Below are 12065 nucleotides of genomic sequence, written 5' to 3'. Positions count from 1 at the left end.
GTGGCCCGTTGACGACCGGCCAAGCCCGTAAGCATTCCGGAGCTTCTACATGCGTACCGCAGCGGCAATTCTGTCCTTCATACTCGCCATCTCCATCCTGCCCGTACAACCCGCCACGGCCGCCTCATTGCCGGGCGGCAAGACCACCTTCGTCATCTCACAGGGGCACCTGAAAGCCGCCTCCCAGCAGAACTGGCTACGCCTGGGCAACTACCGCTTCGCCGCGAACGGCACGGTGAGCGCCTCCATGTACCTGTGGTGGCAGCGTCATCCCCAGGCCAGGCAGCGCACCGGCACCGTCCCCGACTCGAGCTGCACCACCAAGGCGGGTGGCAAGCAGTCGCGGCCTCGCACCTGCGAGGTGCTGACCGCCGGGGGCTTCACCGGGGCCCCCGACGAGAGCCGCACCGGGACGTACACGATGTCAGGGAACGTGCTCACCATCCGGTGGAAGATCGCCCAGACGTGGACGGAGCAGTGGTACGTACAGACCTCGCCTGACGGCAAGCTGGCCCGCCTGGACCTCAAGCAGAGCACCTTGGCCACGAACGGGTACGGCTACGGCAGCAACGCCGCGATCAGCACCCGCCGCGCGATGAGCTCGGTGAAGGCGTTCCCCGGCTCGCTCAGGCAGGACCTGACGAGCTGGGCGGGCGGCAAGCTCGTCACCGCCGACGACCAGCCGTTCGGCCTGTCCTCCTTTCGCGCCTGCTCCGGCACCACCTCCTGCCTGACCTACCTGCAGCCCTCCTCGAACAGCGCCTGCAAGAAGGAGGGCGGCTGCCCCAAGTACGGCGGCGGAACGAGCGCCAACATCACCTCCATCCAGTACTACCTCACGATGATCTCCAAGTCCGACCGCCGCGACACGCTGTGGCACTGGTGCACCTGCCTGGCGATGGAGCGCGACGAGTTCTGCTACACCGGCAACTCCCACGTCAAACCGCTCATGCAGATCATCGACGACACCGGGGCCTTCCGCGGCTGGGTCGGCGCTGAGGCGTCCTTCTCGACCGGCTCCCGTGCGACGGACATGCTGGCGGTACTGCGCATCTCCGACTTCCGCTGACGGCCTTGTCCCCGGGCACCAGGGCGGTGCCGCCGTGCATCCGCCCTGGTGTTCACGCGGTGACGATTCCCATCCCGTCGGGGACGCGACGGGCACGGCTGGCATACTCATCGTGATCTGGCAGTTTGGAGTTGCCACCGATGAGCACTGTCGTTGTCGTGTTGTCGATCCTCCTCGGCCTGCTGTTCGCCTGGACCGGCGGGATCAAGGTGCTGGGTCTGCCGCGATCGCTGGCGATTCGCGATCATCTCGGACTCCAGCCGAGGTTGTGGCAGTTGATCGGCGTGTGCGAGTCGGCCGGGGGTGTGGGGCTGCTCGCCGGGCTCGCGGTGCCGTCGCTCGGCGTGGCCGCGTCGATCGGGCTGGTCATGCTGATGGCGGGTGCGATCATCAGCCGGATCCGGGTGTCCGACCCGGCGGCGATGATAGCCATGGACGTCCTGGTGCTGGCGTCGGTGGTGGTTCTCCTGGTCGTACGCGCGTTGGCGTGACGGTCAGACGGCCAGCGCCGCGGCGATCCGATCCTCCGCCCAGGGCACCATGAGGAAGCCGCGTTTGACCGTCAGCACCTGCACGCCCGCCGTCCACGACTGGATGCCGGGCACGGAGGCCAGCGTGCGCGAGGTGAAGTGGTGGATGTCGGCCGTGGTCGGCACGATCACCTCGCAGATCAGCGACGTCTGGCCCAGCAGGGAGGCGATCATCCGCACGCCGCGCTCGTTCGCCAGCCGCTCGGCGACGGCATCCTGCATGCTGGGTTCGACCGACAGCCAGAAGAGCAGCTCCGCCTCGTAGCCGAGTGCGGCGGCCGGGATGAACGTGGCCGTGATGGCGCAGCCGCGCTCGATCATGGCCTCGAAGCGCCGCCTGGCCGTGCTCTCGCTGATGCCCAGCCGGTTGCCGACCGACTGGAAGCTGGCCCGCCCGTCCTCGCGCATCGCCGCCAGCACGGCGCGGTCGACGTCGTCGAGGTGCCCGCGCTCGCAGGTGTGCAGGGGCGGCTCCAGTGCGAACGGCGCCGCCTGCTCCCCGACCACGGGGACGCTCCAGTCGTAGCTGCGCTTGTAGGTGTGCAGCACGAGGTCGGCGACGCTCTGCTGGGTGCCGGGGATGGCGTGCACGGCGTCGACCAGCATCGAGTACAGGTCGCGTTCCTTGGGCGCGACGAGCTCGAAGACGATGTCGTAGCCGCCGGTGACGATGGAGACGTACCGGATGTCGGGGTTCTTGGCCAGCAACCCGGCGACCCTGAGCTGGCTGCCGGGCGCGCAGGACAGCCGCACGATGAACACGTGCACGGGCCCGTCGTGCTCCAGGTGCGGCAGCACCGCCACGCGGGCCAGGCCCGCGGCGAACAGGTGCTGGGCCCGCCGCGCCACCGTGGTGGTGGAGATGCCCAGCAACTGGGCGATGTCGGTCCAGCTCGCCCGGCCGTTCACGTGGAGCGCGGCGAGGATCTTCCTGTCGAGGTCGTCGAGATCTTCCATCGGGGGCATCATCGCGTGTTCAGCGCCGCTCGCGCACCTTGTCGAGGAAGTCGCGGACGGTCGCCTCCCACAGCTCGGCCTCCTCGACCTGCGGCGAGTGGCCGGACTTCTCGAATACCCGCAGCTCAGCCTGGGGAATGAGGCGGGCGATGGTCTCGCTGCACTCGACCGGCGTGATCCAGTCGTGCCTGCCGACGGTCACCAGGACCGGGGCCGTGATGCCGGGCAGCAGGTGCTTGATGTCGTAGTTCGGCTGGTTGACGGCGAAGGCGTAGTTGTGGGTGAGGTAGTGGTACGGAGTGGCGGCCACGCGCTGCTCGACCTTGGCCGGGTCGTAGTCGTGGTCGTAGAGCGGCAGGATCTCCCGCCAGCAGTCCTTCAGGTCCGCGTCGTCGCGGACGGTGCCGGACATGATCCGCTCCAGCTTGGCCGGGTCGATCCGCACCCGGGACGAGGCGGCGGCGTTGCGGGTGGCGAGCTCCTGGTTGGCGTTGTCGGCCGAGGTGTCGCGCAGCACGACGGCGCTGACGCGGTCAGGGTGGCGGGCTGCGTACTCCATGGCGATGAAGCCGCCGTACGAGCCGCCGGCGATCACGATGCGCTCGGCGCCGAGCCATTCGCGCAGGCCCTCGACGTCGGCGGCCCACTGCTCGTGCGTGAACGGCCCGTTCTGTCCGCTCTTGCCCGATCCCCTGGCGTCGAAGACGACCACCCGGTAGGCATCGGCGAGCCGGCCGAAGCTGGCCTTGGGCTCGGTGAGCGAGCCGAGCCCCGGGGCGCCGTGGTGGGCGATGATCGTCTCCTCGCCGTTGCCGAGGACCTCGACGTTCAGGGGGTTGCCGTTGATGTCGACGAACACGTGTCTGCCTTTCAGATGATGACGTCGGTGAGCTCGCGCGGGTACGCCGTGAGCCGGCGCGGCCCCGACTCGGTGACCAGGACGGTGTCGGAGATGCGGTAGCCGGCGTGCCCCGGCACGTACACGCCGGGCTCGCTGGACAGGATCATGCCGGGGGCCAGCTCGGTGGTGTCGCCGTCGGACAGCCACGGCGGCTCGTGGAAGCCGAGCCCGATGCCGTGCCCCTGCCGGTGGCGGATGTACGCGCCCAGCCCGGCCTCCTCGATCACCGCCAGGCAGCGGCGGTTGGCCTCCTCGCAGGTCAGCCCCGCGACCAGGGCCTCGGTGCCGATCTCCTGGGCCTCGCGGACGCTCTCGTAGTAGCGGGCCTGCCGCGTGGTGGGTTCGCCGATGACGAACGTGCGCTCGCTCTCGACGAACCGGCCGCCGACCGCGCAGCCGAGCGAGAGCATGAACGTCTCCCCCGCCCGCAGCCGGTCGCCGCCGGGCAGCCGGTGCGGCTGCGCCGAGTTGGGTCCGCCGTAGACGAGGCCGCCGGTGAGCATGGGGACCACGACGACGTCCTGGTGCCTGGCGTACATGAGGCGGGCGCCGTGGGCGATGACGTGGGAGGCCAGCTCCGTCTCGGCGGGCAGCTCGCCGCCGGCTTCGACGGCCGCCCTGACCAGCTCGACGCCGGCCTCCAGCATGGCGTCGGCGATGCGCGCGGCCTCCTCGTGCAGCGTGATCTCCTCGGGCGTCTTGCGCAGCCGGACGCGGCCGACGGCCTCGCAGGTGCTCCAGCGGGTGCCCGGGAACGCCTCGGCCAGGGCCCGGGCGCGGGCGACGCTGGTGGAGGCCGCGTACGCGGCGGTCGCGGGCCGGCGTACGTGGCCGGCGAGCACCGCGAACGGCGAGCGGCGGCCGGGGAACTCGGGATAGGCCACGATCTCGGCGTGGGCCCGCTGGTCCTGGGCGTACTCGCGTTCGAGGTCCGGAACGAGCAGGACCGGGTCGCCGTCGAGCGGCAGCCAGCAGGCGACCGGGCGCTCGTTCGGGAAGTGGTGGAAGCCGGTGAGGTAGGCGACGTCGAGCGGGTCGTCGAGCAGCAGTGCCGACAGGTCCTCCGCGGCCATCTCCTCGCGGACGCGGGCGAGCGCGCCGGCGTAGAAGGCGTCGGGGAGCCGCTGGGTGAAGGTCATGAGCCGTTCCTGTGGTTGCGGGCGTCGTTGTAGGCCACGGACAGCAGCGTCGTGGACAGGACGAGCAGCAAGATGGCCAGCGACGGGAAGAGCGTGGTCCACCAGGCGGAGGCGAGCGAGCCTGACTGCTGTGCCTTGTGCAGGATCGTCCCCCACGACCAGCTGTTGGGGTCGCCGAGACCGAGGAAGGAGAGCCCGGCCTCGGCGAGCACGGCGCGGGAGGTGGTCAGCACGACCGACACGCCGACGACGGGGGCGACTCCGGGCAGCAGGTGCTTGCGGACGATCCACAGCGACGAGCCGCCGACGACCTTGGCCGCCGACACGAACGGCATGGGTACGATCGCCAGCGCCTGCGAGCGGACCACGCGGGCCACCTCGGGCCAGCTGAACAGCGCGATGACCACAGCCAGCGTGCGCACGCTCGGCCCGGCCAGCGCCGCCACCAGGATCATCAGCGGCAGCACGGGCAGCGACAGCGACAGGTCCACCAGCACGCCGAGCGGCGTGTCGAGGCGGCGGAAGTAGGCGGCGCTGACGCCGATGAGCAGGCCGATCACGATGGCCAGCACGGAGGCGCTGACGCCGACCGCCATGCTGACCCGGGTGCCCCACACGACCTGGGCGAACACGTCCTGTCCGATGTCGTCGGTGCCGAACCAGTGGGCGGCCGACGGCGGCTGGGAGGTGTCGGCGCCGTACCCCTCGGGGAAGGGCGCGATCAGCGGGGCGAGGACGGCGACCAGTGCCAGCAGCACCAGCACGGCGCCGCTGGCCAGGCCGAGCGGGTTGCGGCGGAACGCGCTCCAGGTCCGCTGCCTGGGCGTCAGCTCGATGGCGGCGAGGGTCATGAGGTGCGCACCCTGGGATCGAGGATTCCGTAGGCCACGTCGGTGATCAGGTTGGCGGCCACGACGGCCGCCGCGAGCAGCACGAACGCGCCCTGCAGGACGGGGAAGTCGAGCTGGCCGACCGCCTCGTAGATGGCGCGGCCGATGCCCGGGTAGGCGTAGATCGTCTCGGTCAGCACCGCGCCGCCGACCAGGGTGCCGAGCTGGAGCCCGGCGATGGTGGTGGTCGGCAGCAGCGCGTTGCGCAGGGCGTGCTTCCACACGACCTTTCCCGGGCGGACGCCCTTGGCCTTGGCCAGTGCGACGTAGTCCTCGCCGAGCGCGTCGATGAGCGTGGTGCGCATGGTGAGCACGTAGCCGCCGAGCTGGATGAGGACCAGCGACAGGCACGGCAGCACCAGGTGGTGCAGCATGCTGAGCGTGGCGCCGAAGCCGGTGGCGTCGAGGTCGACCGCGCCGCCGATGGGGAACCAGCCGAGCCAGACCCCCAGGACGTACATGAGGAAGATCCCGACGCTCGGCACGAACAGGGACTGCGCGGTGACACCGGTGACCTGGATCAGGCGGTCCAGCCACCCCTTGGCCTTGGTGGCGGCGAGCACGCCGAGCGGGATGCCCAGCGCGATCGTCACCACCATGGCCGAGACCGTCAGGATCAGCGTCCACGGCAGCCGCTCCATCAGCACGGTCGTGACGGGGACCGACTGGCGGAACGACATGCCGAGGTTGCCGTGCAGGAGCTGGCCGAGGTAGTCGACGTACTGCGCGCCGAGCGGCTTGTCCAGGCCGAAGTCGGCCAGGAGCTTCTGGCGCAGCTCCTCGGTCATGTTCGGGTCGGCGACGGCCAGCACCGGGTCGCCGGGCAGCAGGCGCACCAGGAAGAACGTGACCGTGACCGCGAACCACAGGGTGAGCAGGCCGCGGGCCAGCCGCAGGCCGATGAACCGCATGGCGATCAGCCCGCCGGCTTGGCCGCGGCGAGGGAGAGCGGGTTCAGGATGGACAGCAGCTCGCTGGGCATCGGCTTGAACCCGGTCCACTTCGTGGAGTGCGCGATGTTGAACGTCTCCACGTACAGGACGTTGTCGTAGACCTGGTCGTGGATGATCCGCGCGGCCTCCTGGATCGGCGCCTTGGCGTCGGCGGGGCTGAGCGCCCGCTGTGCCTGGTCGATCAGGTCGTCCAGCTTGGGGTCGCTGACCTGGGCGTAGTTGATGAACCCGCCGGTCTTGAAGGCCAGCCCGAGGTTCGCGGGCGGATTGTCCATGACGGCCCATGAGCCGGCGTAGATGTCGAAGTCGCGCTTGAGCGTCTTGTCCAGGTACGTGTTGCGCTCCAGGCCCTGCAGCTTGATCGTGATCCCGGCCTTCTTCGCCGAGTCGCGGACCATGGGGGCCCAGCGGGCGATGTTCGGGTCGGCCTGGTCGTAGATCATGCTCAGGCTGAGGTTGCTCACCCCGGCCTCGGCCAGCAGCTTCTTGGACTGCTCCGGGTCGAAGACGTACTCCTTCGAGGAGGGGTCCACGTAGTCGGGCAGCGACGGGGTGAGCACGCTGGAGTTGGAGGACTTGGCGAAGCCCTTGAGCGCGATGTTCCTGATGGCCTCGTAGTCGACGGCCTGCGCGAGCGCCTGCCGGACGCGGACGTCGTCGAGCGGCTTGCGCTTGGTGTTGTACTGCAGGTGCGCCCAGCCCAGCGACGGGATCTGCTGCAACGTGACCTTCGGGTCGTTCTTCAGCTCGGTCGCGGTGGCGGGCGGCAGCACGTTGCCGATCAGGTCGATCTCGCCGTTGCGCAGCGCGAGGACCTCGGTGTTCACGTCGGGGAAGACCCGGAAGACGATCTCCTTGACGGCGGGCCGGCCGGGGCCGAAGTCGTCCACGCGCTGCATGATGTAGCGCTGGCCGCGCTCGACCTTGGTGAGCTTGAACGGCCCCGCGCTCACCCAGTCGGCGTCGTTGGCGAACTTCTGCACGCTGGGCGCCTTCTCGAAGACGTGCTTGGGCACGACCGGCAGCCAGAAGCCGACGTTGTCGAGGAACGTGCCGTCGGGGCGCTTGAGGGCGAATCGCACCTCGGTCGGCGAGACGGCCTCGGCCTTGTCCAGGGCGGTGATGAGCCCGGCGACCACGCCGAACTTCTCCTTCTGCACCGTCGTCACCGAGAACACCACGTCGTCGGCGGTGACCGGCTTGCCGTCGGACCACTTCATGTCGTCGCGCAGCTTCACCGTGGCGCTCTTGCCGTCATCGGAGTAGGACCACTCGGTGGCCAGGTACGGGACGCGCTTGCCCGACTCGTCCATCTGGGTCAGGTGCGGGTACATGAGGTTGGTGACCCACGAGTCGGTACGGCTGTTGCCGACCAGGGGGTTGTAGTTGACCACGTCGGCGGTCGTGCCGATGGTCAGCCGGTCGGCGTTGGCCGGCGCGGCGCTCTGGGACGACGACTGTCCCGGCACGCTCGGGGCGCAGGCCGCCGTGGCGATGGCCAGCGCGGCGAAGACGAGAATGGAGCGTCTCATCAGAACCAGACCTCTTCCAGCACCCGCATGACGTTGCCGCCGACGACCTTGGTGATCTCGTCGTCGGAGTAGTCGTGGGCGACGAGCCACGAGATGATGTTCCAGAAGCATTCGGCCGGGTTCTCCAGGCCGTCCACGTAGGCGACCTTCTCGTACGGGGTGCCCGCGTGCGCCTCGTTCAGCGACAGGTGCTCGGCGAAGGTGTCGTGCAGCCCCACGTGGTCGCCGAACAGCGTGTCGGGGCCGAAGGCGACGTGGTCGATGCCGACGAGGTCCACGCAGTAGGTGAAGTGGTCCATGACCGACTCCAGGCTGTGGCGGGGGTGGCCGGGCGAGAGCGTGGTGTGCGGGGCCGCCTCCAGGCCGATCACGCCGCCGCGCTCGGCCGCCGCCTTGATGACGGAGTCCGGCTTCATCCTGTTCGTCGGCCAGACCGAACGGGCGCCCGCGTGGGTGATGAGGATCGGCTTGGTGGAGTGGCGGATCGTGTCGAGCGAGGTCTGGTCGCCCGAGTGGGAGACGTCGATGGCGATGCCGAGCTTGTTCATGCGGCGCACGGCCTTCTCGCCGAACAGGGTCAGGCCGCCGTCGCCGCGCTCCTTCAGGCCGCTGCCCAGGGTGTTGGCCTCGCTGTAGGCGATGCCCATCTGGCGGACGCCGAAGCCGTACAGCATGTCGATCCTGTCGACCTCGTTCTCGATCATCGTGGCCGCCTCCAGGGCGAGCACGAGGCCGATGCGGCCGCCGGCGTGCGCCTCACGCACGTCGGCCAGGCGCTCGACCTTGATGAGGAAGTCCTGGTGGGCCAGGTCCGACAGGCGCATGCCGATGTCGGCGATCACGTCGTTCCACTTCCAGCCCGCCTGGCTGGTGATGCAGCAGGTGCCGTCCATGAGGTTGTCGAAGACGACCGTCATGCCGGAGCGGGCCAGCCCGGCGTAGCCGGTGTGGTGGCGGGCGGTGCGGTTGTAGTCGACGGTCTGGCCGATGTCGTCGGGGAAGATCGACGGGTGGTCGTGCAGCGAGACGACCAGGCTGTCGGTGAGCAGGCGGCGGACGCGCTCGGCCTGCTCGGTGGTGAGCTCGGGCCCCTGGTACGCCGGAACCCTGCCGAACTCGGGCGCCAGCTCGAACTCCCGGTAGTCGACGCCTGCTTCCAGGTACTCGTAGGAACGGTAACCCTTGTAGCTCTTCGCGGCTTCCAGCACTGGCAATCCCCTTCATCCGATTTCGAGGAAGCTTGCCAGGATCGGGCGTGAAAGGCAATATGAGAGTTGTTTTTCGGCAACTTCGGCTAAGTCAACGCCAAGTTTCGTCACATCTGAGAAAGGGGTGCAGTGAGCGAGGCACCCGTCCTGGACATCCGCGACCTCCACGTCACCTTCACCGCCCACGGACGCGAGATCCCGGCGGTGCGGGGCGTGGACCTGACCATCGAACGCGGCCAGACACTGGCGCTGCTGGGCGAGTCTGGGTCGGGCAAATCCGTCACCGCCAAAGCCGTCATGGGACTGCTCGACGGCCCCAACGTCCGGGTGCGCTCCGCGGCCGCCCGGCTCGGCGGCCGGGACCTGACGGCCATGTCCGCCGAAGAGCGCCGTGCCCTGCGCGGCAGCGCGATGACGCTGGTCTTCCAGGACGCCCTGTCCGCGCTCAATCCGGTGCTCAGCGTCGGCGACCAGGTCGGGGAGCTGTTCCGGGTGCACCGGGGCGCCTCGCGCAAGCAGGCCAGGGCCCGCGCGGTCGAACTGCTCGACCTGGTGGGCATCCCGGCCGCCGCCACGCGCGTGAACGACTACCCGCACCAGTTCTCCGGCGGCATGCGCCAGCGCATCCTCGTGGCCATGGCCGTGGCGCTCGAACCCGACCTGATCATCGCCGATGAGCCGACGACCGCGCTGGACGTGACCGTCCAGGCGCAGATCCTGGAGCTCATCGACCGGCTGCGGCGCGAGCTGGGCACCGCCGTGCTGCTCATCACCCACGACCTGGGGGTGGCGGCCGAGGTCAGCGACCGGGTGGCGGTGATGTACGCCGGGCGCATCGTGGAGAGCGGCGAGGTCGGCGAGCTGTACGACCTGCCGGCCCATCCCTACACCGACGCGCTGCTGGCCGCCATCCCCGACCTGGACAGCCCGGCCGCGTCGCTGCGCGCCATCCCCGGGGCGCCGCCGAGCCCGGCGGACGTACCGCCCGGGTGCTCGTTCGCGCCGCGCTGCGCGCGGGCGAGCGAGCTGTGCTCGACCACGCGCCCGGAACTGACGTTGCTGCCGACCGGCACCGGCCGGCACGCCGCCTGCCACCACTCGAAGGAGATGCTCGATGCCGCCCGCGTCTGACCAGCCCGCGTCTGACCAGCCCGCGTCTGACCAGCCCGCGTCTGATCAGCCCGTGTTGCAGGCCGTCGGGCTGCACAAGACCTACCGCGGCGGGATGCTGTCCAGGGGCGGCGCCGTGCGCGCGGTCGCGGGCGTGGACCTGGAGCTGCGCGCCGGCGAGACTCTGGGCATCGTCGGCGAGTCGGGCTGCGGCAAGTCCACGCTGGCCCGCATGCTCGTCGGCCTCGAACGCCCCGACCAGGGCGAGGTCACCTTCCGCGGCCGGCCGTTCTTCGCCCGCGGCGGCGTGCCGCGCGACATCAGGCGGCGCGTCCAGATGGTCTTCCAGGACCCGCTGACCTCCCTGAACCCCCGCATGACGGTGCATGACATCGTCGCCGAGCCGCTGCGGGTGCACCGGCTGTGCCCGGACGCGCGCGCCATGCGGGAGCGGGTCGGCGAGCTGCTGGAGCTGGTGGGCCTGTCCCCCGACCGGATGAACCGGTTCCCGCACGAGTTCTCCGGCGGGCAGCGGCAGCGGATCGGCATCGCCCGCGCGCTGGCCACCGAGCCGGACGTGATCGTGTGCGACGAGCCGGTGTCGGCGCTGGACATGTCGGTGCAGGCGCAGGTGGTCAACCTCTTCGCCGAGTTGCAGCGCACGCTCGGCGTGGCGCTGGTGTTCATCGCGCACGACCTGGCCGTGGTGCGGCACGTGTCGCACCGGGTCGGCGTGATGTACCTCGGGCGGCTGGCCGAGGTCGGGCCCGCGGCGGGGGTGTACGGGGCGCCGGCGCATCCGTACACGATGGCGTTGCTCTCCGCGGCGCCCGTACCGAAGCCCCGGCTACGCGGCCGGCAGCGGATCATGCTGGCGGGCGACCCGCCGAGCCCTGTCGCCCCGCCGCCCGGATGCCGCTTCCACACGCGCTGCTGGAAGGCGACCGAGCGGTGCGCCGAGGTCGAGCCCGTGCTGGAGGCGGTCGGCGACCACTACGCCGCCTGCCACCACGCCGAACGGGCGGGCGGCTGACGAGCCTTGCCGTACCAGGCGGCCGTCACCAAGGGGGCAGAACAGATCAGTGAGCTCGCCTTCACCCGCGACGGCCGCACGCCGGACTGATGTCCGACGGCACGCTGCGCACCCCCGAGCTCGCCAACGCCACTGGTCGTTCGGTTGCTGCTCAAGCCCCGCGCCCGAGCGCCGCACGGCCCAGGCGCGACCGCACCGGCCTGAGAGCTCACGATCGCCTCACTTCGGCGCCCGCCGTACGGGGCCGCGGGCGATCATCGCGGCTGTGGGGCCTCCTTCGTCGGCCCTGAGCTCGACAGCTTCTCAACATGTCCTCAACATTTGTAAACCTACATTTCCGGACATGAGATCCGTAGGAAAGATCGCCACACTGGCCGTCGCGGCCGCGCTCACCTCCGGCGTGCTGGTCTCCTCAGCGCACGCCGCCAGCGCCACCGAAGGCGCCACCAAGTCCTCGGCCGCTCTGTGGCCCTGCATCGTCCAGGCGAAGTGGGCGGTCAAGGTACACAAGCGCAAGAGCCTCAGCTCCGGCTACCGGGTGGCCAAGAAGGGCACCAAGTTCCACGGCTACTGCTGGGACAACAAACCCGTCTGGAAGTGGACCGAAGTCTGGAACCTGAACGGCGGAGGGCACGGGTACATCTGGCACACCGGGCTCAAGATGGTCCGCTGAGGCACAGACCGGCACCACGGTGAGCGCCGCAGTAGCCCGAAGGGCTCTCGGCTAGTTTGGGGCTGGCGCG

At 70.0% G+C, this 12065-nt stretch carries 12 protein-coding genes; 5 read left to right on the top strand and 7 right to left on the bottom strand.

The features are described from left to right. The first annotated feature begins 49 nt into the window (after positions 1 to 49). On the top strand, positions 50 to 1069 hold the full coding sequence (locus H4W80_RS57380) for a hypothetical protein (RefSeq protein ID WP_192792727.1): 1020 nt from the start codon (positions 50 to 52) through the stop codon (positions 1067 to 1069). Between the two features lie 140 nt (positions 1070 to 1209). Continuing rightward, complete coding sequence (locus tag H4W80_RS57375) at positions 1210 to 1560, top strand: DoxX family protein (RefSeq protein ID WP_192792726.1); 351 nt, start codon at positions 1210 to 1212, stop codon at positions 1558 to 1560. A 3-nt stretch (positions 1561 to 1563) separates the two neighbouring features. On the opposite strand, the gene H4W80_RS57370 is transcribed toward H4W80_RS57375, so the two are convergent. Genes H4W80_RS57370 through H4W80_RS57340 form a run of 7 tightly spaced genes read right to left on the bottom strand, consistent with a single transcriptional unit; the run spans position 1564 to position 9179 of the window. Further along, positions 1564 to 2556 carry an Lrp/AsnC family transcriptional regulator gene (locus H4W80_RS57370; RefSeq protein ID WP_192792725.1) on the bottom strand — a complete coding sequence of 331 codons (993 nt, stop codon included), beginning with the start codon at positions 2554 to 2556 and terminating at the stop codon, positions 1564 to 1566. A gap of 19 nt (positions 2557 to 2575) precedes the next feature. Next, the gene (locus tag H4W80_RS57365; protein ID WP_192792724.1) at positions 2576 to 3415 is read right to left on the bottom strand and encodes an alpha/beta fold hydrolase; all 840 of its coding nucleotides are present in this window, start codon (positions 3413 to 3415) and stop codon (positions 2576 to 2578) included. Between the two features lie 11 nt (positions 3416 to 3426). Then, a complete protein-coding gene (locus H4W80_RS57360) occupies positions 3427 to 4596 on the bottom strand; it encodes a M24 family metallopeptidase (RefSeq protein ID WP_192792723.1) in 1170 nt (389 codons plus the stop codon). Then, positions 4593 to 5447 (bottom strand): ABC transporter permease, encoded by an 855-nt coding sequence (locus H4W80_RS57355; protein ID WP_192792722.1) that lies wholly within the window; start codon positions 5445 to 5447, stop codon positions 4593 to 4595. Before H4W80_RS57355 ends, H4W80_RS57360 begins: the two co-directional genes overlap by 4 nt. Further along, a complete protein-coding gene (locus tag H4W80_RS57350; RefSeq protein ID WP_192792721.1) occupies positions 5444 to 6397 on the bottom strand; it encodes an ABC transporter permease in 954 nt (317 codons plus the stop codon). Before H4W80_RS57350 ends, H4W80_RS57355 begins: the two co-directional genes overlap by 4 nt. Before the next feature lie 5 nt (positions 6398 to 6402). After that, positions 6403 to 7971 carry an ABC transporter substrate-binding protein gene (locus H4W80_RS57345; RefSeq protein WP_192792720.1) on the bottom strand — a complete coding sequence of 523 codons (1569 nt, stop codon included), beginning with the start codon at positions 7969 to 7971 and terminating at the stop codon, positions 6403 to 6405. Next, the gene (locus tag H4W80_RS57340) at positions 7971 to 9179 is read right to left on the bottom strand and encodes a dipeptidase (RefSeq protein WP_192792719.1); all 1209 of its coding nucleotides are present in this window, start codon (positions 9177 to 9179) and stop codon (positions 7971 to 7973) included. Before H4W80_RS57340 ends, H4W80_RS57345 begins: the two co-directional genes overlap by 1 nt. A gap of 129 nt (positions 9180 to 9308) precedes the next feature. On the opposite strand from H4W80_RS57340, the gene H4W80_RS57335 reads away from it, so the two are divergent. From H4W80_RS57335 to H4W80_RS57325, 3 genes are all read left to right on the top strand, one after another. Next, complete coding sequence (locus H4W80_RS57335) at positions 9309 to 10310, top strand: ABC transporter ATP-binding protein (RefSeq protein WP_192792718.1); 1002 nt, start codon at positions 9309 to 9311, stop codon at positions 10308 to 10310. A gap of 52 nt (positions 10311 to 10362) precedes the next feature. After that, entirely contained in the window at positions 10363 to 11322 is a 960-nt protein-coding gene (locus H4W80_RS57330; RefSeq protein ID WP_465263721.1) for an ABC transporter ATP-binding protein, read from the top strand. A 343-nt stretch (positions 11323 to 11665) separates the two neighbouring features. Further along, a complete protein-coding gene (locus tag H4W80_RS57325; RefSeq protein ID WP_192792717.1) occupies positions 11666 to 11995 on the top strand; it encodes a hypothetical protein in 330 nt (109 codons plus the stop codon). Positions 11996 to 12065: the final 70 nt, after the last annotated feature.

It is taken from the genome of Nonomuraea angiospora (genome assembly GCF_014873145.1).
GTDB classification, from domain to species: Bacteria; Actinomycetota; Actinomycetes; order Streptosporangiales; family Streptosporangiaceae; genus Nonomuraea; species Nonomuraea angiospora.
This window is presented reverse-complemented; position numbering and strand designations above follow the sequence as displayed.